At 61.0% G+C, this 22,827-nt stretch carries 22 protein-coding genes; 9 read left to right on the top strand and 13 right to left on the bottom strand.

What is annotated here, in order from left to right:
• Nucleotides 1–42: 42 nt before the first annotated feature.
• Nucleotides 43–798 carry a phosphatase PAP2 family protein gene (locus tag J2046_RS09250; RefSeq protein ID WP_210051069.1) on the bottom strand — a complete coding sequence of 252 codons (756 nt, stop codon included), beginning with the start codon at nucleotides 796–798 and terminating at the stop codon, nucleotides 43–45.
• A gap of 268 nt (nucleotides 799–1,066) precedes the next feature.
• Between J2046_RS09250 and J2046_RS09245 the strand changes: the two genes are divergently transcribed.
• Together J2046_RS09245 and J2046_RS09240 are read left to right on the top strand one after the other, a co-directional pair.
• The gene (locus tag J2046_RS09245) at nucleotides 1,067–2,557 is read left to right on the top strand and encodes a leucyl aminopeptidase (protein WP_210051068.1); all 1,491 of its coding nucleotides are present in this window, start codon (nucleotides 1,067–1,069) and stop codon (nucleotides 2,555–2,557) included.
• On the top strand, nucleotides 2,557–3,006 hold the full coding sequence (locus J2046_RS09240) for a DNA polymerase III subunit chi (protein ID WP_210051067.1): 450 nt from the start codon (nucleotides 2,557–2,559) through the stop codon (nucleotides 3,004–3,006). Before J2046_RS09245 ends, J2046_RS09240 begins: the two co-directional genes overlap by 1 nt.
• A 37-nt stretch (nucleotides 3,007–3,043) precedes the next feature.
• Here J2046_RS09240 and J2046_RS09235 read toward each other — a convergent pair whose 3' ends face one another.
• The 3 genes from J2046_RS09235 to J2046_RS09225 all read right to left on the bottom strand — a co-directional run bounded on the left by J2046_RS09235 (nucleotide 3,044) and on the right by J2046_RS09225 (nucleotide 8,182).
• A complete protein-coding gene (locus J2046_RS09235) occupies nucleotides 3,044–5,086 on the bottom strand; it encodes a prolyl oligopeptidase family serine peptidase (protein ID WP_210051066.1) in 2,043 nt (680 codons plus the stop codon).
• 107 nt (nucleotides 5,087–5,193) lie between these two features.
• Nucleotides 5,194–7,077, bottom strand: a complete 1,884-nt coding sequence (locus tag J2046_RS09230; protein WP_210051620.1) for an ABC-F family ATP-binding cassette domain-containing protein — start codon at nucleotides 7,075–7,077, stop codon at nucleotides 5,194–5,196.
• 76 nt (nucleotides 7,078–7,153) lie between these two features.
• Nucleotides 7,154–8,182 carry a GGDEF domain-containing protein gene (locus J2046_RS09225; protein ID WP_210051065.1) on the bottom strand — a complete coding sequence of 343 codons (1,029 nt, stop codon included), beginning with the start codon at nucleotides 8,180–8,182 and terminating at the stop codon, nucleotides 7,154–7,156.
• A gap of 222 nt (nucleotides 8,183–8,404) precedes the next feature.
• On the opposite strand from J2046_RS09225, the gene J2046_RS09220 reads away from it, so the two are divergent.
• Nucleotides 8,405–9,094, top strand: coding sequence for a glutathione S-transferase family protein (locus J2046_RS09220; RefSeq protein WP_210051064.1), 690 nt, complete (start codon nucleotides 8,405–8,407; stop codon nucleotides 9,092–9,094).
• An 80-nt stretch (nucleotides 9,095–9,174) separates the two neighbouring features.
• Nucleotides 9,175–9,597 carry a nucleoside-diphosphate kinase gene (ndk, locus tag J2046_RS09215; protein ID WP_210051063.1) on the top strand — a complete coding sequence of 141 codons (423 nt, stop codon included), beginning with the start codon at nucleotides 9,175–9,177 and terminating at the stop codon, nucleotides 9,595–9,597.
• A 142-nt stretch (nucleotides 9,598–9,739) separates the two neighbouring features.
• On the opposite strand, the gene J2046_RS09210 is transcribed toward ndk, so the two are convergent.
• Both J2046_RS09210 and J2046_RS09205 read right to left on the bottom strand, forming a co-directional pair.
• Entirely contained in the window at nucleotides 9,740–10,246 is a 507-nt protein-coding gene (locus J2046_RS09210; RefSeq protein ID WP_210051061.1) for a hypothetical protein, read from the bottom strand.
• Nucleotides 10,243–10,791 carry a CGNR zinc finger domain-containing protein gene (locus J2046_RS09205; RefSeq protein WP_210051060.1) on the bottom strand — a complete coding sequence of 183 codons (549 nt, stop codon included), beginning with the start codon at nucleotides 10,789–10,791 and terminating at the stop codon, nucleotides 10,243–10,245. Before J2046_RS09205 ends, J2046_RS09210 begins: the two co-directional genes overlap by 4 nt.
• 65 nt (nucleotides 10,792–10,856) lie before the next feature.
• Between J2046_RS09205 and J2046_RS09200 the strand changes: the two genes are divergently transcribed.
• Nucleotides 10,857–11,753 (top strand): branched-chain amino acid ABC transporter permease, encoded by an 897-nt coding sequence (locus J2046_RS09200; RefSeq protein ID WP_210051059.1) that lies wholly within the window; start codon nucleotides 10,857–10,859, stop codon nucleotides 11,751–11,753.
• On the opposite strand, the gene J2046_RS09195 is transcribed toward J2046_RS09200, so the two are convergent.
• The 4 genes from J2046_RS09195 to uvrC all read right to left on the bottom strand — a co-directional run bounded on the left by J2046_RS09195 (nucleotide 11,754) and on the right by uvrC (nucleotide 15,323).
• Nucleotides 11,754–12,218: a molybdenum cofactor biosynthesis protein MoaE gene (locus J2046_RS09195; protein WP_210051058.1), complete on the bottom strand. Its 465-nt coding sequence runs from the start codon at nucleotides 12,216–12,218 to the stop codon at nucleotides 11,754–11,756.
• 125 nt (nucleotides 12,219–12,343) lie between these two features.
• Nucleotides 12,344–12,601, bottom strand: coding sequence for a molybdopterin converting factor subunit 1 (moaD, locus tag J2046_RS09190; RefSeq protein WP_210051057.1), 258 nt, complete (start codon nucleotides 12,599–12,601; stop codon nucleotides 12,344–12,346).
• Nucleotides 12,598–13,185, bottom strand: coding sequence for a CDP-diacylglycerol--glycerol-3-phosphate 3-phosphatidyltransferase (gene pgsA / locus J2046_RS09185; protein WP_037150578.1), 588 nt, complete (start codon nucleotides 13,183–13,185; stop codon nucleotides 12,598–12,600). Before pgsA ends, moaD begins: the two co-directional genes overlap by 4 nt.
• Nucleotides 13,186–13,283: 98 nt before the next feature.
• Nucleotides 13,284–15,323: an excinuclease ABC subunit UvrC gene (uvrC, locus tag J2046_RS09180; RefSeq protein WP_210051056.1), complete on the bottom strand. Its 2,040-nt coding sequence runs from the start codon at nucleotides 15,321–15,323 to the stop codon at nucleotides 13,284–13,286.
• 693 nt (nucleotides 15,324–16,016) lie between these two features.
• Between uvrC and J2046_RS09175 the strand changes: the two genes are divergently transcribed.
• On the top strand, nucleotides 16,017–16,655 hold the full coding sequence (locus J2046_RS09175) for an outer membrane protein (RefSeq protein WP_037150588.1): 639 nt from the start codon (nucleotides 16,017–16,019) through the stop codon (nucleotides 16,653–16,655).
• 59 nt (nucleotides 16,656–16,714) lie between these two features.
• Here the strand turns inward: J2046_RS09175 and J2046_RS09170 are convergent, their stop codons facing one another.
• Nucleotides 16,715–17,311, bottom strand: a complete 597-nt coding sequence (locus J2046_RS09170) for a glutathione S-transferase (RefSeq protein WP_210051055.1) — start codon at nucleotides 17,309–17,311, stop codon at nucleotides 16,715–16,717.
• A gap of 21 nt (nucleotides 17,312–17,332) precedes the next feature.
• Nucleotides 17,333–17,956 carry a ribonuclease T2 family protein gene (locus J2046_RS09165; RefSeq protein WP_233469667.1) on the bottom strand — a complete coding sequence of 208 codons (624 nt, stop codon included), beginning with the start codon at nucleotides 17,954–17,956 and terminating at the stop codon, nucleotides 17,333–17,335.
• A gap of 191 nt (nucleotides 17,957–18,147) precedes the next feature.
• Here J2046_RS09165 and J2046_RS09160 point away from each other — a divergent pair, with 191 nt between their 5' ends.
• A complete protein-coding gene (locus tag J2046_RS09160) occupies nucleotides 18,148–19,113 on the top strand; it encodes a lysylphosphatidylglycerol synthase domain-containing protein (RefSeq protein ID WP_210051053.1) in 966 nt (321 codons plus the stop codon).
• A gap of 6 nt (nucleotides 19,114–19,119) precedes the next feature.
• On the opposite strand, the gene J2046_RS09155 is transcribed toward J2046_RS09160, so the two are convergent.
• Complete coding sequence (locus tag J2046_RS09155) at nucleotides 19,120–19,968, bottom strand: 23S rRNA (adenine(2030)-N(6))-methyltransferase RlmJ (protein ID WP_210051051.1); 849 nt, start codon at nucleotides 19,966–19,968, stop codon at nucleotides 19,120–19,122.
• An 83-nt stretch (nucleotides 19,969–20,051) separates the two neighbouring features.
• Between J2046_RS09155 and J2046_RS09150 the strand changes: the two genes are divergently transcribed.
• Together J2046_RS09150 and J2046_RS09145 are read left to right on the top strand one after the other, a co-directional pair.
• Entirely contained in the window at nucleotides 20,052–22,190 is a 2,139-nt protein-coding gene (locus tag J2046_RS09150; protein ID WP_233469646.1) for a molybdopterin-containing oxidoreductase family protein, read from the top strand.
• Entirely contained in the window at nucleotides 22,187–22,780 is a 594-nt protein-coding gene (locus J2046_RS09145; RefSeq protein ID WP_037150599.1) for an NUDIX domain-containing protein, read from the top strand. Before J2046_RS09150 ends, J2046_RS09145 begins: the two co-directional genes overlap by 4 nt.
• Nucleotides 22,781–22,827: the final 47 nt, after the last annotated feature.

The raw sequence follows: 22,827 nt of genomic DNA, 5'->3' as shown, positions 1-22,827 counted from the left end.
CCTATCTAAGCGATCCAGAGCGGGTTTGCGACAGGGGCGGTGTCACAAATTTGTTTGGAGCTCTCGTTTTCTTTCGCGTTGTGACATTTCGAAACACGCTGCCACGCCGGCATAGATGACCAGCGAGGACAGCCAGCCGAGCGTGACATCCGAGAAATAATGGCCGCCGAAGGAGACGCGGAGCGCCGGCGAGATCAATGAGATGCTGATGAGCGGCGGCCCCAGGATCGCGCGCAACGGCTTCGGCATAAGCACGATCAGGCAGGCCAGCCATCCGGCGCCGGCCGCCTCGCCGGAAACGAAGGAACAGTTGTTGACGCAGGCACCCTGGAAGTCTCCGGCCGGCATGAAGACATGTCCGCCGCCGAAGAAATCGGTTTGATAGGGCCGCGGCCGGTCCGAAATCTCCTTCAGGATCATGTTGACCAGCACGAGAGGGCCAATCAGGAAGGCAGTCAGGGCGATCGAGTAATCGCGTGTCTTGCGTCTGCAATATGTGGTGCCATGGTGTTGAAAATTGGCGAGCAGGCGATAGAGCAGATAGATCGCAACGAGCGCAGGCAGGTAAAAGAGTATGCGCCGGATAACGATGAAGACGGCCTGCGTGCCGTAGGGAAAGCTACCGCAGACCCGGCCTTGGCTATCCATGCTGCCGCAAACGGATTTGATGAAGAAGGCGTGTGCGACCCAGATATCGATCTGTGGAAACAGATAGAAGATTGCCAGAAGCGACCACCATGCCCCGAAGAGCACTATAAACCAGCCTGAAGGTCTCGAAAGGAACTGTCTGACGGTCATGGCTAGAGTTTCTTGAACAGACTGGTCGCGCCGAATTGTTGATTTCCGATGGGGGCCCGCGCAGAACTTAATACAATACTGATCGGAATGAAATCGGGTGATTTCGTTTCCTTGTTTCGCATGTGAATATGAAAGGTTTTTGATACTCGCGTATGAATCGCCGTGAAACGTTCTCGCTCCTGTGAAGGCGCAAACGGATCGCCACCTTGCGTTCGCGCTGAAACGGTGATGATCTCGGCTCCTTCTTCGAGAGTCTTCTGGAGCCGCAATGTCCGTGAAATTTGATATATCCTTCGCCAAGTCCGCCAAGATCGACGGTGGACTTGCCATCCAGCTCAAACTTGCCGGCGATGGACCGGCGGCAGGTGCTGCCGACGTCGATCCGGCCGGCATCGTCGCAAGGGCGGCGGAGATTGGAAAATTCTCCGGCAAGGCGATGACGACACTAGACATCATCGCGCCTGAGGGCTCGCCAGCCGATCGGCTCGTCGTGCTGGGCCTCGGCAAGGCGGACGCCTTGACGGCCTATGACTGGCTGAAGGCGGGTGGAGTTGCCGCCGCCGCGGTCAAATCGATGTCCAAGGTGACCATTTTTGCGGATGCCCCCGGTTTGCAGGTCGGCGGCGAACAGGTGGCAGGCCTTGCGCTCGGCATGCTGCTGCGCAGCTACAGTTTCGACGCTTTCAAGACGAAGAAGCAAGACGACGAGGACAAGGCGCCGAAGACGGTGAAGGTGACGATCGTCACCGGCGAGCATGCGGCCGCCAAGAAGGCCTTCGCCGAATCGGAAGCGATCGCCGGCGGGGTCACCCTGGCGCGCGAACTCGTCAATCTGCCGCCGAACGCGCTCGGCCCGGTCGAATTCGCCGACAGGGCCAGGGATCTGGAAAAGCTCGGCGTCGATGTGGAGATCCTGACCGAGAAGGAGATGAAGAAGCTCGGCATGGGCGCGCTGCTCGGCGTCGCCCAGGGCTCTGCGCGGCCTCCGCGGCTTGCGATCATGCAATGGAAGGGCGGCAAGACGAAGGACGCGCCGGTCGCCTTTGTCGGCAAGGGCGTCGTCTTCGATACCGGCGGTATTTCCATCAAACCCGGCGCCGGCATGGAGGACATGAAGGGCGACATGGGCGGCGCGGCTGCCGTGATCGGCCTCATGCACACGCTTGCCGCCCGCAAGGCGAAGGTCAACGCGGTCGGCATTCTCGGTCTCGTTGAGAACATGCCGGACGGAAATGCCCAGCGCCCGGGCGACATCGTCACCACGATGTCCGGCCAGACGATCGAGATCATCAATACGGATGCAGAGGGCCGCCTCGTGCTTGCCGATGCGCTCTGGTACTGCAACGACCGCTTCAAGCCGCGCTTCATGATCAATCTTGCGACGCTGACGGGCGCGATCGTCGTGGCGCTCGGCAACCTGCATGCAGGGCTTTTCTCGAACGATGACGCGCTGGCGGGTCAGCTCAGCGCCGTCGGCGAAGTGACGGGCGAAAAGCTGTGGCGCATGCCGCTCGGCAAGGATTACGACAAGCTGATCGATTCCAAATTCGCCGACATGAAAAACACGGGCGGCCGCCAGGCCGGGTCGATCACCGCGGCGCAGCTCCTGAAGCGCTTCGTGGGGGAAACACCCTGGGCGCATCTCGATATCGCCGGCACGGCGATGAATTCGCCGGCAAACGAGATCAACCAGTCCTGGGGCTCAGGTTACGGCGTGCGCCTTCTGGACGAACTGGTGCGGGCGCACTACGAAGCCTGATGACTGAAATCCTGTTTTACCATCTGACCGAGTCCAAGCTCGAGGACGCGCTTCCGGCGCTGCTCGAAAAGAGTGTCGAGAGAGGCTGGAAGGTGGTTGTGCAGACGAGCGGAGAGGCGCGGCGGGATTTTCTCGACGCGCATCTCTGGACCTTTCGCGAGGACAGCTTTTTGCCGCATGGCACGGATACGGCACCGATGGCCGAGGCCCAGCCGGTGCTTTTGACCGCCGAAGCGGAAAACGGCAATGGCGCCAACGTGCGTTTTCTGGTCGACGGCGCCGAGCCGCCGTCGGTCGAAACCTATCAACGGATCGTCTTCATGTTCGACGGCTACGATGCCGCGCAACTCGAAAACGCCCGCGCCCAATGGAAGAAGCTGAAGGGCGAGGGGCATACGCTCACCTACTGGCAGCAGTCGGAGGAAGGGCGCTGGGTCAAGAAGGCTTGATACGGTCCGCGCTCACGTCCCGCGGCCGCCGTTCCGGTCAGCCGCTCATGATCGTCTGGCGCAGAAAGCTGTAGCCCATCGCCACGCGGGCGGCTTGCTCTGAGGAATCGCCGGCGCCGCCATGTCCGCCGGAACCATATTCATGGAACAGCGGTCTATGTCCCGCCTCTATCAGCCGCTTGGCGAAGCGGCGGGCGTGGGAGGGATGGACCCGGTCGTCATTGGATGAGCTTTCGATATAGACCGGTGGATAGCTGATCTCGGCGGTCGGCTTCACCTGGTGCAGCGGCGAGTAGCCGAGCATGTATTCAAGATCGGCTTCGACGTCGGGATTACCGTACTCGTCCATCCAGGCTTTGCCGGCAGGGAATACGTGGAAGCGCGACATGTCGATTACGGGCACGCGGGTCCAGACAGCGCCGAAGTCCTTTGGATACCGCGTCAGCATAACGGCCGTAAGCAGGCCGCCATTGCTTCCTCCGGTGCAGGCGATGCGCGACGGTTTGGTGTAGCCCCGCCTGACAAGATCGCGGGCGACCGCCACGAAATCCTCGAATGCCTTGTGACGACCGCGGCCCTTGGCGACGTGGTGCCAGTCAGGCCCGAGTTCGCCGCCGCCGCGTATATAGGCCTGCACATAGGCGCCGCCGTGTTCCAGCCAGAGGCCGTTATTGCCCGAATAGTAGGGCGCAAGGGGCGAGGCAAAGCCGCCATAGCCATACATCAGCACGGGCAGTTCGCCCTTGGTCCAGGTCTTGGGGAAAGCGATATGATAGGGCACTTTCGTCCCGTCTTCCGACGTGGCTTCCAGGAGTTCGGTGTGCATGCCATCGGCATCGAAATAGGCCGGCGCTGTGCCGGTCAGAACGAGTTCCGGCTTTCGGCTCCGCCCGGTCAGGTCCAGGCGGTAGGTGCTGTAGGGCAGGAGAAAACCCTGGCCGATCACTGTCAGCACCTCTTCACCGAGCGTCAGGTCCGCATCGAGCAGCCGGAAGTTCACGGTCTGCAATTCGGGCGGCAGCGGCAACTCCTCCGGTTCGGCATCCGCCTTGGTCAAATCGAACAGGTAAAACTTCGGGACCATCCGGTCGCTGACGATGAAGAGGGCCCATGTCTTGAGGAGCGCCATCTGGGCGATCGATTGCCCGTCTCTCGGCGTGAACAGCACGCGCGGTTCCCCGAGCAAATTGTCCGAGAACGGCGCAATGCCCTGCAGGATAAGGCTGCCGGTCGGGAAACGCTCGTCCGTCTTGACGCGCCAGAGGATATGGCTGTGATTGATCGAATAGTCGATCTCGGTCGGCAGGTCGAGACGGCGGATCTCGCCCTTGCCGTCACGCAGATGCACGCTCACCTTGCCGATCTCATGGCCAATGAAGAAGACTTCTATCGGCCGCTCACCCGGCTTGCCGCGCCAGAAGAGGGGATCGATGGAGAAGGCCGAACCGTAGACGTCGTCTTTGCCGGCCTCGAAATAGATAGGTGCATCCTGGGGCTTCTGCCCACGCCTCAACCGGCGACCGACCCGCGGCCAACCCGAGCGGGTGGCGGAGTTCTCGTCAACCGAACCGAAATAGGCAATCTCGTCGCGGCTCAGCCAGCTTGCATGGGCGCGCGCGGTGGGCGTATCGAAGCCGCCTTCGACGATGGCCCTGGCCGCCGTGTCGAATTCGATGAGTCGCAAAAGATCGGAGCCGCCATCCGAGAGAATGAGTAGCACCAGCGTTGGCTCGAACGGACAGGTGATCGCGCCGTAATAGATCCAGCGTTTGCCCTCTTGCCTGCAGAAGGCATCGAGGTCGAAGACCGTTTCCCAGTCCGCGTCTGAACGCGGCTCCTGATCCGCCGGGAGCCGACGCCAGATGCCGAGCGGATTGTCTTTGGTGCGATGATAGTCGAAGAGCCAATTGCCACGCCGGCTAGGCACGATCAGCCGGTCCTCGCGTTCGAACATCGCCTTGACGATGTCGCGGTCCTTCTCGAACGCCGGTGTCCGCAACTGCTCATCGGAAGCCTTGTTCAGGTCCGCCACAAAGGCAAGTGTCTTCGGATCGTCATCGGTTTCAAGGAAAAGATCCATGGCAGGTCTCCAGTCAGGAAGCCATACGTATGGTCCCGAAGCGCGATGGGCAACCGCTGCGATCGTCATTTCGGGTTGAATGGCGCGGGGTTTTAATGAGGCGGCGCTCAGCCCGCCATCGCCTCTTCGTACTCGGAAGACAGCATCAGCCATTCCTCTTCGGCGGCGGAGAGCTTTGCCGCCGCTTCGCCTCGCTCCTTGGCCTTCTGCGCGGCCTTGGCGGGAGCCTTGTCATAGAGCGCCGGATCCGCAAGCTCTTTATCAAGAGACTGAATCTGTTTCTCCAGCTTGGCCGTCAAGGATTCGATTTCGTTGATCTTTTTCTTCAGAGGTGCGAGCGAGGCGCGCTTTTCCGCATTCGCCTTCCGCTGAACCGATTTCGAGGCGGGCTCATCGGCAGCCTGCGGCTTGTCGTCCTTCCTGCGGCCGGCCGAGACGATCAGATCGCGATATTCCTCAAGATCACCCTCGAAAGGTTTCACCGTGCCCTCGTTAACGAGCCATAGCCGGTCGACGGTCGCCTCGATCAGATGGCGGTCGTGGGAAATCAGGATGACGGCGCCATCATAGTCGTTAAGCGCCTCGATCAGCGCCCGGCGGCTGTCTATGTCGAGGTGGTTGGTCGGTTCGTCGAGGATAAGCAGGTTCGGCGCGTGGAAGGCGGCAAGCCCCATCAGCAGGCGCGCCTTCTCGCCGCCGGACAGGTCCTTCGCCGCGGTCGCCATCTTTTCGGTCGCAAGCCCCATCTGGGCGACGCGGGCGCGCACCTGCGCTTCTCCCGCCTGCGGCATCAGCCGGCGAACATGATCGACCGGCGTCTCGTTGGGAATGAGATCGTCGAGCTGGTGCTGGGCGAAGAAGCCGATCTTCAGGCCGGGCGCGAGCTTCATCTCGCCGCTTTCGGCGGAGAGGCGACCCGAAATCAGCTTGGCGAAGGTCGACTTGCCGTTGCCGTTCGAGCCGAGCAGGGCGATGCGGTCGTCGTTGTCGATCCTGAGCGCGATGTTCTTCAGGATCGGCTTGCCGGGCACATAGCCGACCGCACCCTTGCTGATCGCGACGATCGGCGAAGCGGGCTGTTTCTCCGGCTCGGGAAAGGTGATCGGCTGGACGTGATCTTCGATGACCGCCGAGACCGTGCCCATCCGCTCCAGCGCCTTGATGCGGCTCTGCGCCTGACGGGCCTTGGAGGCCTTGTAGCGGAAGCGGTCGATATAGCTCTGGATATGTTTCCGCGCCGCGTCGCTCTTGGCCTTCGCCTTCATCTGCAACTCGTCGGCTTCCGCCTTCTGCCGTTCGAACTGGTCGTAGCCGCCGCGGTAGAAAGTGAGCTTCTTCTGGTCGAGATGGACGATCGAGTTGACGGCGTTGTTCAAGAGGTCGCGGTCGTGGCTGATGATGATGACCGTATGCGGATAGCGCCGCACATAGTCTTCCAGCCACATCGTGCCTTCGAGGTCGAGATAGTTGGTCGGTTCGTCGAGCAGCAGCAAATCCGGTTCGGCGAAAAGCACCGCCGCGAGCGCGACGCGCATGCGCCAGCCGCCGGAAAACGAAGAGGCGGGACGGTGCTGGGCGTCATGGTCGAAGCCGAGGCCGGAGAGGATGCTCGCCGCGCGCGCTTCCGCCGAATGGGCGTCGATGTCCACAAGCCGCACTTGGATCTCGGCGATCCGATGCGGGTCGGTTGCGGTCTCTGCCTCCTGCAGAAGGGCGGTGCGCTCCTTGTCGGCAGAAAGCACGATCGAGATCAGCGACTCCTCGGTGCCTGGCGCTTCCTGTGCTACCTGGCCGATGCGGGCGTTCTTCGGGATGGTCACCGATCCGCTTTCGGCTGCTAGATCACCGGTGATCACCCGGAAGAGCGTTGATTTGCCCGCGCCGTTGCGGCCCACGAGCCCGGCCTTCGCGCCCGCCGGAAGCGTCACGCTGGCATGGTCGAGGAGAAGACGCCCGGCCACGCGGGCGGAGAGTTCGGTGATCGTAATCATGGCCGGCGTTTTGGCCGAAACCGGCCGCGAAGGCAAGACGGGTGCGGGCACCCGCCGTTCCAATTTCGACGCGAAGCTAACGCCTGGCCTGGTCGGGGACGAAAACGGCCGGCCGGCCGTTTGCCTTCGCTGTCTGCAGAGCAGCCGTGGCCTGCAGGCGCAATTGTTGCGGTGAGAACGCATCCTGCGCCAAGGCAACGCCGATCGAAAGATCGAGTGTCGCCGCTGTTCGGTCGGAGGCGGCAAAGACAAGGTTGTCGGCGATCGCGGTCATCAGCCGCTCAGCGATCGGTTGCACGCTGTCGCGGCTCACGTCTCGGAACAGGAAGGCGAAATCGCCGCTGCCTATGCGCGCGACGAAATCGTTTTTCTTGATCGCCTTGCGAAAGGTCGTGGCAGCCTTTCTGACGATCCGGCTGGCCGCTGCTTCGCCATAGGTCCGGGTGATGTCCGGAAGATCGGGGATCGTGATCAGGAAGAGTGCCATGCCGTGGTCGTCGGCCGGGGAAGTATAAAGAGTCTCAAGACGTTCGGCGAATGCGGCATGGTTCGGCAGCGAGGTCAGTCGGTCCCGGAGCGTGATGGCGCGGGCGGCTGCGGCTTTCTGGCTGGCGCCGGCGAGGCGGTCTATGCCTGCCTTGAGCGCCGCCTCCAGTTCCGTTTCGGCCACCACGGCATCCGACAGGGAGACGCTCAGGTATTCGATTTCGGCAAGAATATCTCTTGGGCCTGCATCGCTGTCTTCGCGAAGGCTCCGGGCGACGGCTTCGAGGACACGCGTGAATCCCTGCTTCTGCGTCACGCCGCTCGCCATCTTTTCCCTCAGTTCCAGGAGAAGCCCGATTTCCTGATCGCGGGAGGTGGACGGCGCAAGCGCGATGAAGCCCGGCAATTGGTATCTGAGACCGATCTCATCAAGCAGCGCTTGGGATGGCGAGGAGGGGAGCGACAGCAATTCGCGGGAAAGCGTCGCATCGGCGCCGGAAAGCGCTTCGTGGAAAAGCTCGTAATTGCGCGGCAGACCGCCGACATCCAGCTTCGCCATGTGGCTCACCACCGCCTGCAAGCTTCCGTCCCTCGCCGCCTTGCTGACCTCACCCGCCATACTTCGCTCCCGCGCCTGATCGGATCTATTCGACATCCGCAAAATCCATGCGTGACTTCCACTTAATAGCTGCTGAAAACCGCACCGCAGCTCGATGACAGGGTTAAAGGAGAGTGGACGGCGCGATTGCGTGGTTGCCGCGTGATGGATCCATGAAATTTCCTGACTGGATTTGACGGCCCGTTTGCCTTCACTATTGCGACCGAAAAACAGGAGCCTGACATGACCCGTATCCTCTATTCCCTCTGCGGCGCCGACGAGAGCCGCCCATTCTCGCCCCATTGCTGGAAGGTCGTGCTGGCGCTTCGCCACAAGGGGCTGGACTTCATCGAGAAGCCGACGCCCTTTACGGAGATACCTGCGCTGGAGAACGGCTTTTCGAAGACCGTGCCGATCCTGAGGGACGGTAACGAGCTGATCCGCGACAGTTTCGACATCGCGCTTTACCTGGAGGAGACCTACCCCAACCGGCCGACGCTGTTCGGCGGCGAAGGCGGCAAGGCGCTTTCCCGTTTCGTCGAGCGTTTCTCGCAGACCATCATCCATCCTGCCGTCACGAACATTGCCGTTGCCGATATCCATGACATGCTTGATGAGACCGACCGGATCTATTTCCGCAAGAGCCGGGAGGCCTTTCTCGGCAGGACGCTGGAGGAGATGAGGGCGGGCCGCGACGAGGCGATCGCCGCCTTCGCCGCAAAGCTGGAACCCGTGCGTCAGACGCTGAAATATCAGGAGTTTATCGGCGGGGATGCCCCCCTGTTTGCCGACTACATCCTCTTCGGCGCGCTGCAGTGGATGAGGGTTACCACAGGTGCCAAGGTATTTGCCGACGACGACCTGGTCGGGCAGTGGTTCGAACGTTGCCTGGACCTCCATGATGGCGTCGGACGGCATGTGACAGCCGCGTGAAATTGCCGGAACCCCCTTGTTTCCAGTGAAAGGGGCGGGTAAACACCGCCCACTTTCCGTTGGAGATGAAGGATAGAACAATGGCGATTGAACGCACGTTTTCGATGATCAAGCCGGATGCCACCAAGCGCAACCTGACGGGCGCCATTACCAAGGTCTTTGAGGACAACGGCCTGCGCGTCGTAGCATCCAAGCGCGTCTGGATGAGCAAGCGCGAAGCAGAAGGTTTTTACGCAGTTCACAAGGAGCGGCCCTTCTTCGGCGAACTCGTTGAAGGCATGACCTCCGGCCCGACCGTCGTTCAGGTCCTGGAAGGTGAAAACGCCATCCTCAAGAACCGCGAAATCATGGGCGCCACCAACCCGGCCCAGGCCGCCGAAGGCACGATCCGCAAGACCTTTGCGCTTTCGATCGGCGAAAACTCGGTTCATGGCTCCGACGCGCCGGAAACCGCCGCTCAGGAAATCGCCTACTGGTTCTCGGAAACCGAGATCGTCGGCTGATTATTTCAGGTAGCGATGAAATAGGAAAAGCCGGGGCGCGCGCCCCGGCTTTTTGCGTTTTGCCTCTCATCCCCCTGCCGGGACCTTCTCCCCGCATGCGGGGAGAGGATTAGGGTGAGGGGCTAATTCCCCTTTCAGGATTTCATGCCGGACAGTTGGCTTGCTTGTCATAGTCGACGCTGCCGTCCGCCTTGAAAACCTCCGGGTTCGGCGTGTAGATCGGTCCGACCACCAGCGGCTTGCCCGGCATCATTGCCGCCTGGTCCATGTTGGAGGTGATGCTCGTCTCGATCGTCTGCAATGGCCTGTCGTCCGCGCCGACGAGGCGGATTTTCACCGAATAGGGCTTGTCCTTTCTGACGCATTTGAGATCCGGGCTTTCGAGAACGATCTTATCCCTGGCTGGGAAAAGCTTCTGCCGCACCACGAGCGCCGCACCGCCCTGCGGGTTTTCGAACTCCGCTTCCGCATAGCTGTTTTCAGGGAAGGGCGCTGTCTTTCTGAGCGTGACGACGTAGTTTGCTGCCGCCACCCGGTAGTTGAAGATGAACACCCGGCCGGAAAGCTCGGTCAACGGTTCGTCCGCCTCGCGCTGGCAGGCGATGAGCAAGAGCGCGGCAAGGGTGCAGAAAACGAGCCGAAGCATCATGTCGCGGCCTCCTTCTTTTTGCGGTGATAGTGGCGGTTGGCTTTCACCCGATTGCCGCAGATAGCCATGTCGCACCAGGTGCGGCTGCGGTTCCTGCTGCGGTCGATGAACAGCCAGCCGCAATTGCCGCAGATTTTCAACCGGGCCATTTCCTCCTCGGCGAGCAGTCGAAGGGCGGAATGCGCGGTAGCGGCCTCAAGCGAGCCCTTCTCCGCAAGGCGCAGGATCGAGGCCGTGGCTTCGAGGAAGTCGGCAAGCAGCGTATGTTCCTCTTCACCGAGCACGCGGGCGCGGAAATAACGGTCGATCGCCTCCCGCAGAGCCAGGAAAGGCTTGTGATTTTGGGGCTTCACCGGTGCGAGTTCGCCGAACAGTGCTCGTTCGGCTGAAAATTCCTCGGCTGCCTTCGGAAAGGCATTCATCTGCTCGGGCTTCGCGAAACGGTCGATGCTGCGCTTGGGGTCGAAGCGCATAATGACGCTGTTGGCGACATCCAGTGCCAGCGCGCCTCCGACGAAACGATGCGGGGTCCAGGAAAAGATCATGCCTAAGATTATAACTGGCAAAATGCAATTGACCAGTTATATTTGGCCCAATTTCCGGAGTGTCCATGGCCTATCTGTTGCAGCAACTGGCGAATGCGATTCCGCTGGCGGCGCTTTATGCGGCGCTCGCCTTCGGTTATGCGATCGCCTTTGCCGTGACGAAGCGTGCCGACATCACCTATGGGGCGATCTTCGCCTTTTCCGGCCATCTCTATCTGCTCATTGCCCATATCGGCTGGGACCGGTTCTGGCTGATCCTGCCGGCGACGTTGGCCATGGGAGCCATGGTGGCGCTGATCGGCGGAACAGGGGCGGGCGCGATCGTCGGGCAGTTCGTGATGCGACCGCTGGCAAAGGTTTCTCCCAATGCGATGATCGTCGCATCGCTCGGCGTTCTCATGGTGCTGATGGAGGGTGCGCGGCTCGCTTCCGATACACGCGAACTCTGGCTGCCGCCTTTCCTGAACCGTGTCGTGGTTTTCTGGAGGGGCGGCGGTTTCCCCGTGACGCTGACGCTCATACAGCTCATCAACGTGGCGATCATGCTCGCCATGATCGCTGCAGGCACTTTCGTGCTTTCCTATACCCGTTGGGGGCGCATCTGGCGCGCCGTTGCCGATGATCCGCTTGCGGCGGAGCTTGCCGGCACCAATTCCGCCCGCGTCTTCGTGACGGCTTATGTGTCCGCGGCGCTGTTCGCCTCGATCTGCGGCATTCTTGCGACCTCCCACTACGGCACGATGGATTTCGGCGCCGGCCTCTTGTTCGGGCTCAAAGTGGTGCTGATCGCAGCGGCAGGCGGCCATTCCAATCCACTGCGATCGGCGGCCGGTGCCGCGGTGATCGGTTTTGCAGAGACACTCTGGAGCGGCTACGGCCCGATCGTCTGGCGCGATCTGGTGATCGTCTCGGCGCTGGTTGCCGTGCTGGTCATGAGCCGGCGGGAGAGGGCGGTGCCATAATTATCGCCACTTGTCGCGGGCCTTGTCGTCCGCATCCTTGGCAGCGACCCAGTCGCCCGTCGTGCCGCCGGCGCCATGCTCTTTTTTCCAGAAGGGGGCCGAGGTTTTCAGGAAATCCATCATGAAGCTGGCCCCGTCGAAGGCGGCCTGCCGATGCGGGGCTGCGGCGATGACCAGCACGATATTCCCGCCCGGAAGGATCTTTCCGTGGCGGTGCACGGCCGTGAGGCCAAGCAGCGAGAAGCGTTCGATGGCGAGTTCGGCAATGCGGCGCATCTCTGCCTCCGCCATGCCGGGATAATGTTCCAGTTCCAGAGCCGACAATGCCCCCTGTTCATCGCGGCAAAGGCCGGTAAACGTGACGACGGCTCCGATATCCTTGCGACCGGCAGTCAGCGCATCGATCTCGGATTGCAGATCGAAATCCTGCGCCTGGACGCGGATGGTGAGGGTGATTTTCGACATTGACCGTCTCCGTTGCCGTGAGCCGAGCTTGCCTCGCCGGCGCCCCGGCCGCCGCTTTGGCTCCGGGCGTTCGTCACTGAAATCGATTCACTGGATCGACTTCTCCGGCTTCGCCGGATCGCTCCTCACCCTCCGGTCATCGGCGGAAATATCCCGATTTCCCGCGCGCCGGCGATCGGCTCGTTGTGTTCCACATGCTCCTGGTTGATCGCCACGCGGATCACCTCCGGATATTGAAGCGCATTCTCGTATTCTTCGCCCAGGCCCTTCAGATGATTCAGCAAATCTCGCACGGTGACGACATCGGCCGGAAGCGCGATCTCTTCCTCCGGCTTGCCGATCCGCTCGCGCACCCAGGCGAAATAGACGAGTTTCGTGGTCATTCCTCATCCACCAGATGTTTCAGCCCGGCCTTGAAATAGTCGTAGCCGGTATAGAAGGTCAGGATCGCTGCGATCCACAAGAGCGCAATGCCGAGCTCGGTAATATAGGGCATGATCTTGTCGCCCGCAGGGCCGGCAAGCAGGAAGGCGATTGCCACCATCTGGATCGTCGTCTTCCACTTGGCGATCCGCGTTACCGGTACAGAGACCTTCAGTGCCGCCAGGTATTCACGCAGTCCAGAGACGAGGATCTCGCGGCACAGAATAGTGATTGCCGCCCAGAGTGACCAGCCGGCGATCGTCCCGTCGGCGGCCATCAGAAGCAGCACGGACGCGACCAGCAGCTTGTCGGCAATCGGATCGAGCATGCGGCCGATATTCGACGTCTGGTTCCAGATGCGGGCCAGGTAACCGTCGAGATAATCGGTAATCGAGGCGACGACGAAGATGGTGAGCCCCGTCCAGCGGGCGAAATCCGAGCTTTCCAGCCGGCCTTCGATGAAAAAGCAAAGGACGATCACCGGCACGGCCAGGATACGCGCATAGGTCAGAAGGTTCGGGATGTTGTATGCGCGGGAAGCCATGGACGACCTATCAGGATGTTTGTCTCTAGTTGAGGCTTTGCGGCTCAAGCGTCAACATGTGCTCGCGGCTTTTTTGCAGCCGAATGCAGCAGACAAATTTAAGATGCCCGGCTCTCGTGAAAGTGATTGTAGATCTGCTTCGCGACAGCCTCGGAAATGCCTTCTACCGCCATCAGATCGGTGAGGCCTGCGCGGGAGACCGCTTTCGCCGTGCCGAAATGCTGCAGGAGCTTGCGCTTGCGGCCAGGTCCGATGCCGGAAATCTCGTCGAGAGGATTCTTGACCATCTCCTTCTTGCGCCGAGCCCGGTGCGAGCCGATCGCGAAACGATGCGCCTCGTCGCGCATGCGCTGAATGAAATAGAGAACGGGATCGCGCGGCGGCAGTGAAAAGTCGCTTTTCCCGTCCGCGAAGAAGCGCTCGCGGCCGGCCTCGCGGTCGACGCCCTTGGCGACTCCGATCGCGGTGACGACATCGCGGATGCCGAGTTCGTCGAGGATGGCACGCACGGCGGTCATCTGGCCCTGGCCGCCATCGATCAGGATCACGTCCGGCCAGGCGGGGAAGACGGCGTCGGCTGCGTCTTCGCCGGCGGCTGCCTCCGTGGCGTTGCGGTCGGGAATGCCTTCCTCCTTGATGAGGCGGCTGAAACGGCGGGTCATCACCTCGCGCATCATGCCGAAGTCGTCGCCGGGGGTGATGTCCGTCGATTTGATGTTGAACTTGCGGTACTGGTTCTTCACGAAGCCTTCCGGCCCCGCCACGACCATGCCCCCGACGGCATTGGTGCCCATGATGTGCGAGTTGTCGTAGATCTCGATGCGGCGCGGGACCTGTGCCAGGCCGAAAGTCTCGGCGAAGCCCTGCAGCAGCCGCGCCTGCGATGAGGTCTCGGCGAGCTTGCGACCGTGGGCCTCGCGGGCATTTGCCAGCACATGATCGACAAGGTCCTTCTTCTCGCCGCGCTGTGGCACCGAGATCGTCACCCTGTGGCCGGCCTTTTCGGAAAGCGCTTGCGCCAGCAGGTCCTGTTCCTCGACGGGTTCGGAAAGCAGGATCTGCTTCGGCACCGGTTTGTCGTCGTAGAACTGCGCCAGGAAGGCGTTCAAAACCTCTGTGCCGGGCATCTGCGGATCGGCTTTCGGGAAATAGGCCCGGTTGCCCCAGTTCTGGCCGGTCCTGAAGAAGAAGACCTGGATGCAGGAGAGCCCGCCCTCGTGATGGATGGCGAAGACATCCGCCTCCTCGACGCCCGCCGGATTGATGCCCTGGTGGCTCTGAACATGGGAGAGCGCGGCAAGACGATCGCGATAGACCGCTGCGCGCTCGAAATCGAGGTCTTCCGAGGCTTCCGTCATCTGGGCGGCGATCGCGGATTTCACGTTCTGGCTCTTTCCGGAGAGGAAATCCTTCGCCTCGCGCACAAGGCCGGCATAATCCTCGTCGCTGATCTCGTGGGTGCACGGGCCGGAACAGCGTTTGATCTGGAAGAGCAGGCAGGGGCGGGTGCGCGTCTCGAAGACGCTGTCGGTGCAAGTGCGCAGCAGGAACGCCCGCTGCAGCGAATTGATCGTGCGACCGACGGCGGCGGCGGATGCGAAGGGGCCGAAATAATCGCCCTTGCGGGCGCGGGCGCCGCGATGCTTGAAGATGGCAGGCGCCCGATGGTCGCCGGTGATCAGGATATAGGGGAAGGACTTATCGTCGCGCAGAAGCACATTGAAACGCGGGCGCAGGCGCTTGATGAGATTGGCCTCGAGCAGCAGCGCTTCGGTCTCCGTCCGCGTCGTGACGAATTCCATATGCGTGGTTTCGCGCACCATGCGGGCGATGCGGTTCGAATGGACACGGCCCTGCGCATAGTTGCCGACCCGCTTCTTGAGGCTGCGCGCCTTGCCGACATAGAGCACGTCGCCCGCCTCGTTGAACATGCGGTAGACGCCAGGCTGGTTCGGCAGGTGCTTGACGAATTCGCCGATAAGCTCGGCGCCTTTCAACCCGCTCTCGTTCTTGAGAGCTTCGTTCCAGTCGATCGGCACAGCAAGGCCTGCGCTCGGCTCGCTCACCAGGGCGTCGTCGTCATCGTCTTCCGTTTCGTCGTAGAGAACGCCGCCGTCGGGCAGCTTCGTTCCGTTCATTTCCAAAGTCTCCGCCAGATGCGACCTGCGAACTCGGCTTTCCGTTCGCGATCGATGCCTGACCATTGCCGATTCGAACCATGGGCTCGTCATCGGCGGCTTGTCAAAAGATTGCGGGATAGCCGGCCGGGCTCCCGATCGGCCGTTGCGACAGACATAGTGACTCAGGCATGATTTTGAAAGCGTGGCAGGCGAATGCCTTGCTTTCGGGCTTCGAGGACGGAAACGCCGCTTTTGCCGGATGATTTGAGGCAGAAATCCGGCAGAGCGTTTCATCGATCGCGTCCTTGTCCCGGATGGCGCCTGAAGCTCTTTATTTTCTATGTCTAAAATCTCCTTCTGCTCGCGGCGGGCGCAGATTTTTCTGAATATGAAAGTCGAATCCGCACCAAGCCAGCCACGGTGGCTGCCTGTCAAGATATATTGACGAAGTTGTTCTTGTATTTTAGAAGTATTTTACGAAGGTGAAGAAATTTATATTTAAAGTAAGGAACAGTTAAGGTTAATGAATTACATGTTGCGCTACAGCAACATCAAATTTTCGCCTTCTGTCTGCCGCAATCAATTCACATTTCGGCTCTTTCAATTCCTCATTTGGCATCCACATTCGCCTCCAGCGGGCAGGGAACAAATGCGTCGGCTATCGTGTTGTCGCGACGAAATTCCCGGCACAGCAGCAAAAGGAGAAAATGTATGCGTACTCTTATCGCAACTCTGATGGCCTCGGCAGCCAGCTTCATCGCAATCTCCGCGGCCAATGCCGCTGATGCCGTAGAGCAGATTCCGCAGGCTCCGGTCGCGGTCGAAGAGCCGGCACCGGCCGCCACCTGGCAGGGGTTCTATCTCGGTGCTTACGGTGAATATGACTGGGGCCGCTTCGGTGGTGGCGACTATGACGCCGATGGTCTCGGCGGCGGAGCCTTTGCCGGTTACAACTTCCAGACCGGTCCGGTCGTCTACGGTATCGAAGCTGATGTCGGCTACAACGGCCTCGACGGTCCGAGCCCCAATGGCTACACCGGCGAAGGTGGTTGGAAGGGTTCGGTCCGCGGCCGCGTCGGTTATGACCTCAATCCGTTCCTGATCTATGGTACGGCGGGTGTCGCCTTCCAGAACAACGAACTGAGCGACGGCATCTCTTCCGACGACAAGACTTCGGTCGGTTATACGGTCGGTGCAGGTGCGGAAGCGTTCGTCACCAACAACATCACCGCTCGTATCGAATATCGCTACACCGACTTCGCCGCCGAGGATTACGACCTTGCCACGGGCTCGGTCTCCAAGGGCTTCGACGACCACAGCGTCAAGGTCGGTATCGGCGTCAAGTTCTAAGTTCGAAAGCCTTCACAGGCTGGGGAAGCCCGGAGCGCCGCTCCGGGCTTTTTCCTTGTTTATCCGGACGATTTCATCGCGCCGTAATCGGTAAACCGCTTGGCGAAGGTATCGGGCCATGAGGCGAGTTCCGGACGGCCTTCCGCCCATTGCCCATTGAAGCGCAGGTCGAGATAGCCGATCAGGGCTGCGAGCGCGAAATGGCCGCCATTGAGCTTCTTGCCGGTCTTCGGCAGGTTGTTTTCGAGATAATCCAGGCCGCGCATGACCTTTTCCCATTGCTTGTCGATCCAGCCCTGGTGGATCTTTTCCTCCGGGCGGAAGCGACGCTCGTAGACGATCGCGAGAAGGCAATCCATGATGCCGTCGCACAAGGCTTCCAGCACTTCTGCCTCCGTGCGTTTTCCATCCTTCTTCGGATAGAGCTTTCCGCCGGATAGCCGGTCGAGATAGTGCATGATGGCGACGCTGTCATAGATCGGCGGCTCGCCGTCGCGGATCAGCACCGGGATCTTGCCGAGCGGATTGCTGTCGATGAGTTCCGCCGGATTGGAGTTGGTATCGGTCTTCACCTCGGCGATCCCGATGCCGAGATGACGTGCCGCCATGCGCACTTTGGCGGAATAGGGCGATGCCGGCGAATAAAGCAGCTTCATGGTCTTTCCTCTTTATGAAATTCAGCGCACCGGCGGCAGCGTGATGCTGCCCGTGCGGCAGCCGTCACCATCCACCTCGGCGCAATCGCGGAATTGCAGGTCCTTCGTGAGGCAGATACGCACCTCTTCCAGCCGCCGACCTTCGCAGCTTGCGGAAATGCCGCGGCGGCTCATGCCGGGGTTGGCCAAGACGAACTTCTCTTCGATTTGATCGACGGAAAGCGTCACGGCGCTGTCGCCGCGAGAGAGATCGGAGGGCAGGCGGATACGCTCGAAAGCCCGGCGGGTCTCGTTGAAATATTCCCGCTGGCTGAGGCCTGTGCAGCTTCCATGCTTGCGCCACTGATGGCCGATGAGTCCCATGGACGGCATGATGTCGAAGAGCGGTTCGCCGACCGAGCGCGGCACACGGCCCGGCTCGCGGGTCTCGCAGAAATCCGGATAGCCTTTCTCGTATTGGGGCCAGAGCCCATGGACGATGAAGCGGAAATCCCTGGTCTCGCCGCATTGCTGATCGCTTCCGTTGCCGCGTTGCGAGGCGCAGAAGGTTGGCGACCACGAGAGCGAAAGGACGTAGAAATCGAACTGCCCGGCGCGATCGTCGTGGCGTTGCTGGGCCTGCGCGATGGTGGCCGTCACCGGCATAAAAAAAAGCGCTGCGGCGATGATGCTCTTGGCTGTCGCTTTAAAGATCAGCGTCATTGTCGGAAATCTCGATCTTCGGAACAGGCATCGGTCTGAACGGTTGAACAATCAGAGTTTCGGCGAATAGAGTAACCTTTCGCGGAAGGCGGAAAGCCCGGATAGAGGCAGGGAGTAAAGAGCGACGTGACTGGATGACATTCAAGAAATACCTGTGGCCGACGATAGGCGGACTGACGATAGCGCTTTCGGCATGGCTTCTCTACAAGGAATTGCGCGGGCTGTCTCTGGACGATCTGTGGCACAGTCTGGAAGCGATCTCGCCGACCCATTGGATGCTGGCCGGTCTCTCGACCCTGCTTGCCTATGCGGCACTGGCCGGATACGACCGTATCGCCCTGATGCATCTCGGGCGCAAGGTCGACTGGTGGTTCATCACGATCTGCTCGTTCACCACCTATGCGCTGTCGCACAATGTCGGCGCGTCCGTCTTTTCGGGAGCGGTGGTCCGCTATCGTGCCTATTCTTCCAAGGGCCTGACACCGGCCGAAATCGGCGTGCTGATCGCCATATGCTCCTTCACATTCGTCCTCGGAACTCTCCTGCTCGCAGGTCTGGTGCTCGTCATCGAACCGGACCTTACCGAACGTTTCGGCGATGTCGTGCCGGTCGAAGCCTCGACGGGAACCGGACTGGTCATCCTTCTCCTCATCGCGCTCTATGTCGCCGCGAGCTTCCTGAAGCTCAGGCCGCTCAAGATCGGCTCGATCAGCATCTTCTATCCGGCACCGCGGGTCGTGCTGCCGCAGCTCATCATCGCGCCGGTGGAGCTGATCGGTGCCGCAGGCATCATCTATTTCGCGCTGCCCGAGACGGGCAATCCGGGCTTCCTCGTCGTGCTGGGCATCTTTCTGATTTCCTTCTCGGCGGCACTCATCTCCCATGCGCCGGGCGGGCTCGGCGTCCTCGAACTCGTCTTTGTCATGGGATTGCCGGACATGGATCCGGCGGATGTCATCGCCGCCCTGCTGGTCTTCCGGCTGTTCTACCTGCTCATCCCCTTCGCCATGGCGCTGGTGGTGATCCTGGTCTTCGAGCGGTCGCGGTTCCGCGCCGAGCATCCGTCGGATGTGGAGAGAGGCAAACGGGAGACCTCGTGAATCGGATTATTCGCCGCGAAGCCAGAAGGTGCGCTGCGAGGCGAAACGATCCTGGGCGAGGATTGTCTTCAGGACCGGCAACAGCACGTGCAACTCATCCTTCAAGGTGAAGGGCGGATTGACAATGACGAGACCGGAGCCGGTGAGGCCGGTGGTCTCGCGGTCACTGCGGACGGTAAGTTCCGTACAGAGCATTTTCGGGATATCGAGCGCCTGGAGCTCCTCGTGGAAGACCTTGATCGGCGCGCCCTTCTTGATCGGATACCAAAGGCAGTAGGTGCCGCCGGGGAAACGCTTGTAGGCATTGGCAAGACCCTTCACCAGCCGTTGGTATTCGCCCTCTTCCTCGTAGGGCGGGTCGACCAGGATGATTCCCCGTTTCTCCTTCGGGGGCAGATGCGCGCCGAGTGCAAGCCAGCCGTCGAGTTCGGTGACGCGCACCTGGAAGTCGCCCTCGAACAGGTTATGCAGGCGGTTGAAGTCTTCCGGGTGTAGTTCCATGGCCGACAGACGGTCCTGTGGGCGAAATAGAATGCGGGCGAGTTTTGGCGAGCCGGGATAGAGTTTCATGGAACCGCTGGGATTCAACTCCTTCACTGCCGTGAGATACGGTTCCAGAAGCTCGGTTACATTTGGCGGGAGCTCAGCTTCCATCAGCCGCCCGATGCCGTCGCGCCATTCGCCGGTCTTCTGCGCCTCTTCGGACGAAAGATCATAAAGACCGATCCCGGCATGCGTATCGAGCACGCGGAATGCCTTGTCCTTCTTCTGGGCATAACGGATCAGCCGCGCCAGCACCGCGTGTTTCAGGACGTCGGCGAAATTGCCCGCGTGATAGATGTGCCGGTAGTTCATCGTGACTGGAGTCTCGCGTGAATAAAATTGATGCGCCGTAAATCGCACTTTTTGTGGCCCTCTGCTTGCAATATAGAAAAGCCATGAACGTTGCGACCCCGATCTCCGCCAAAACCGCTGTCAGTCACACGACTGTCGGCCACACCGTCTGTCCGCACGACTGTCCGTCCGCCTGCGCATTGGATGTCGACCTGACCGCCGACGGCCGTATCGGCCGCGTGCGCGGCTCGGCCGACAACACCTATACTGCCGGCGTCATCTGCGCCAAGGTGGCGCGTTATTCCGAGCGCATCTACCATCCCGGCCGGCTGATGGTGCCGAAGCGCCGCAGGGGTGCCAAGGGCGGCGGCGATTGGCAGGAACTTTCCTGGGAGGCGGCGCTCGACGAGATCGCGGATGCCTTTTTGAAGGCCGAGGCGAAGCACGGCTCGGAAGCGGTCTGGCCGTATTTCTATGCCGGCACGATGGGCCAGGTGCAGCGAGATTCGATCGAGCGGCTGCGTCACGCCAAGAAATATTCCGGCTTTTTTGGCACGATCTGCACCAACATGGCCTGGACGGGTTATGTGACGGGGACCGGCGCACTTCGCGGCCCCGATCCGCGCGAGATGACGAAATCCGATTGCGTGGTGATCTGGGGGACGAACGCCGTCTCGACCCAGGTCAACGTCATGACCCATGCGGTGAAGGCCCGCAAGGAACGCGGCGCCAAGATCGTCGTCATCGATATCTACGACAATCCGACCATGAAGCAGGCGGATATCGCGCTGACAGTCAGGCCGGGGACAGATGCCGCGCTCGCCTGTGCCGTCATGCATGTCGCCTTCCGCGACGGTTATGCCGACCGCGCCTATATGGAAAAATACGCCGACGATCCGGCGGGGCTTGAGGCGCATCTGAGGACAAAGACGCCGGAATGGGCATCCGCGATTACGGGCCTGTCCGTCGATGAGATCGAGAATTTCGCCAAGCTCGTCGGGACGACCAGAAAGACCTTCTTCCGATTGGGTTACGGTTTTGCCCGCCAGCGCAACGGCGCGGTCGCTATGCATGCTGCTCTTTCGATCGCAACCGTGCTTGGTTCCTGGCAATACGAGGGCGGTGGCGCCTTCCACAATAACGGCGAGATCTTTAGGCTCAACAAGTCGGAGTTGATGGGGACGACCTATGCCGACCCGGACATCCGCCAGCTCGACCAGTCGCAGATCGGCCGCGTGCTGACGGGTGATGCCGAGGCCTTGCGCTATGGCGGGCCGGTGACGGCCATGCTGATCCAGAACACCAACCCGATGAACGTCGCGCCGGAACAGCGCCTCGTGCGCCGGGGCTTCATGCGCGACGACCTGTTCGTCGCCGTCCACGAGCAGTTCATGACCGATACGGCGGAGGTCGCCGATATCGTGTTGCCGGCCACTATGTTCCTCGAACATGATGACATCTACCGCGCCGGTGGACAGCAGCACATCCTGCTCGGACCGAAGATCACGGAACCACCGCCGACCGTGCGCACCAACCTCTTCGTCATCGAGGAACTGGCAAAGCGTCTCGGCGTCGATCATTATCCGGGTTTCGGTCTCAACGAGCGAGAACATATCGATCACATTTTGAAGGCGAGCCATTGGCCGGGCGTCGACGTGCTGGAACGGGAAAAATGGATCGACGCGCAGCCGGATTTTGAAACGGCCCATTATATCAGGGGCTTCGGCTATTCGGATGGCAAGTTTCGTTTCAGTCCGGACTGGGCGAACGGCCCGTCGCCGGACAAACCGCCAAAGAATGTCGGGCCGATGGGGCCGCTCTCCGAACTGCCGGTCTTTCCCGATCAGGTCGACGTCATCGAGGTAGCGGACGAGGCACATCCCTTCAGGCTTGCGACATCGCCGGCGCGTAGCTTCCTGAACTCTTCCTTCACCGAGACGAAGAGTTCCTACGAGCGGGAAGGGCGGCCGGAAGTGATGATCGAACCGTCCGATGCGGCCCGGCTCGGCATTGCGGACGGCGATATCGTCCGGCTCGGCAACCAGCGCGGCGAAATCCGTCTGCATGCCAGGATCGTACCAGGCGCGCGGCCGGGTGTGCTGATCGCCGAAGGGCTTTGGCCGAACGCGAAGCATCTCGACGGCGAGGGCATCAACGTGTTGACCGGCGCTGATGCGGTGGCGCCCTATGGTGGCGCGGCCTTCCACGACAACAAGGTCTGGCTTCGCAAGGATGCCGCATGACGGATAATGATGCGCGAGTGAAGATCGTCAGCGAAAAGACGCTGTCGGATGGCTGGACACGGCTGTCGAACTACGAACTCGACTATATGGACCGCAACGGCGAGACCCATCGCCTGCACCGGGAAATTTACCACCGCACCCCGGCGGCCTGCATTCTGCTCCATGATCCGAAGCGAGGCATGGTGGTGTTGGTGAAGCAGTTCCGCCTGCCGGCCTATCTCTCCGGCGAACCAGGCTGGATGATCGAGGTGCCGGCCGGCCTTCTCGACGAGGATCATCCAGAGGATGCGATCCGCCGCGAGGCGATGGAGGAGACAGGCTACCGTTTGCGCGACGTGCGCCACCTGTTCAAGGCTTTGACCTCACCCGGATCGGTGACGGAACTCGTGCACTTCTTCTATGCACCGATCGATCTTGCCGACCGCATCAACGGCGGCGGCGGGCTGGCGGAGGAACACGAGGACATCGAGGTGGTGGAACTGCCGCTTGATGAAGCCGTGGCGATGATCGAAAGCGGCGAGATCTGCGACGCCAAGACGATCATGCTGCTGCAATGGGCGGTGATCAACCGGACGGCGATTTCGGGCTGAATCCCAGGAACAACCGCATTGCCGGACCGTTTACGGAAAATCCCATC

Origin of the sequence: Neorhizobium petrolearium, assembly GCF_017873175.1 — a bacterium.
Lineage (GTDB): Bacteria > Pseudomonadota > Alphaproteobacteria > Rhizobiales > Rhizobiaceae > Neorhizobium > Neorhizobium petrolearium.
This window is presented reverse-complemented; position numbering and strand designations above follow the sequence as displayed.

Excerpts from the sequence above, each read along its gene's own strand:
- ndk (WP_210051063.1), top strand. The coding sequence starts at position 9,175 with ATGGCGATTGAACGCACGTTTTCGATGATCAAGCCGGATGCCACCAAG.
- J2046_RS09150 (WP_233469646.1), top strand. The coding sequence starts at position 20,052 with ATGAACGTTGCGACCCCGATCTCCGCCAAAACCGCTGTCAGTCACACG.
- J2046_RS09245 (WP_210051068.1), top strand. The coding sequence starts at position 1,067 with ATGTCCGTGAAATTTGATATATCCTTCGCCAAGTCCGCCAAGATCGAC.
- J2046_RS09240 (WP_210051067.1), top strand. The coding sequence starts at position 2,557 with ATGACTGAAATCCTGTTTTACCATCTGACCGAGTCCAAGCTCGAGGAC.
- J2046_RS09200 (WP_210051059.1), top strand. The coding sequence starts at position 10,857 with ATGGCCTATCTGTTGCAGCAACTGGCGAATGCGATTCCGCTGGCGGCG.
- moaD (WP_210051057.1), bottom strand. The coding sequence starts at position 12,601 with ATGACCACGAAACTCGTCTATTTCGCCTGGGTGCGCGAGCGGATCGGC.
- J2046_RS09195 (WP_210051058.1), bottom strand. The coding sequence starts at position 12,218 with ATGTCGAAAATCACCCTCACCATCCGCGTCCAGGCGCAGGATTTCGAT.
- pgsA (WP_037150578.1), bottom strand. The coding sequence starts at position 13,185 with ATGGCTTCCCGCGCATACAACATCCCGAACCTTCTGACCTATGCGCGT.
- J2046_RS09170 (WP_210051055.1), bottom strand. The coding sequence starts at position 17,311 with ATGAAGCTGCTTTATTCGCCGGCATCGCCCTATTCCGCCAAAGTGCGC.
- J2046_RS09160 (WP_210051053.1), top strand. The coding sequence starts at position 18,148 with ATGACATTCAAGAAATACCTGTGGCCGACGATAGGCGGACTGACGATA.
- J2046_RS09230 (WP_210051620.1), bottom strand. The coding sequence starts at position 7,077 with ATGATTACGATCACCGAACTCTCCGCCCGCGTGGCCGGGCGTCTTCTC.
- J2046_RS09155 (WP_210051051.1), bottom strand. The coding sequence starts at position 19,968 with ATGAACTACCGGCACATCTATCACGCGGGCAATTTCGCCGACGTCCTG.
- J2046_RS09220 (WP_210051064.1), top strand. The coding sequence starts at position 8,405 with ATGACCCGTATCCTCTATTCCCTCTGCGGCGCCGACGAGAGCCGCCCA.
- J2046_RS09250 (WP_210051069.1), bottom strand. The coding sequence starts at position 798 with ATGACCGTCAGACAGTTCCTTTCGAGACCTTCAGGCTGGTTTATAGTG.
- J2046_RS09175 (WP_037150588.1), top strand. The coding sequence starts at position 16,017 with ATGCGTACTCTTATCGCAACTCTGATGGCCTCGGCAGCCAGCTTCATC.
- J2046_RS09205 (WP_210051060.1), bottom strand. The coding sequence starts at position 10,791 with ATGATCTTTTCCTGGACCCCGCATCGTTTCGTCGGAGGCGCGCTGGCA.
- J2046_RS09235 (WP_210051066.1), bottom strand. The coding sequence starts at position 5,086 with ATGGATCTTTTCCTTGAAACCGATGACGATCCGAAGACACTTGCCTTT.
- J2046_RS09225 (WP_210051065.1), bottom strand. The coding sequence starts at position 8,182 with ATGGCGGGTGAGGTCAGCAAGGCGGCGAGGGACGGAAGCTTGCAGGCG.
- J2046_RS09165 (WP_233469667.1), bottom strand. The coding sequence starts at position 17,956 with ATGCCGGTGACGGCCACCATCGCGCAGGCCCAGCAACGCCACGACGAT.
- J2046_RS09145 (WP_037150599.1), top strand. The coding sequence starts at position 22,187 with ATGACGGATAATGATGCGCGAGTGAAGATCGTCAGCGAAAAGACGCTG.
- uvrC (WP_210051056.1), bottom strand. The coding sequence starts at position 15,323 with ATGAACGGAACGAAGCTGCCCGACGGCGGCGTTCTCTACGACGAAACG.
- J2046_RS09210 (WP_210051061.1), bottom strand. The coding sequence starts at position 10,246 with ATGATGCTTCGGCTCGTTTTCTGCACCCTTGCCGCGCTCTTGCTCATC.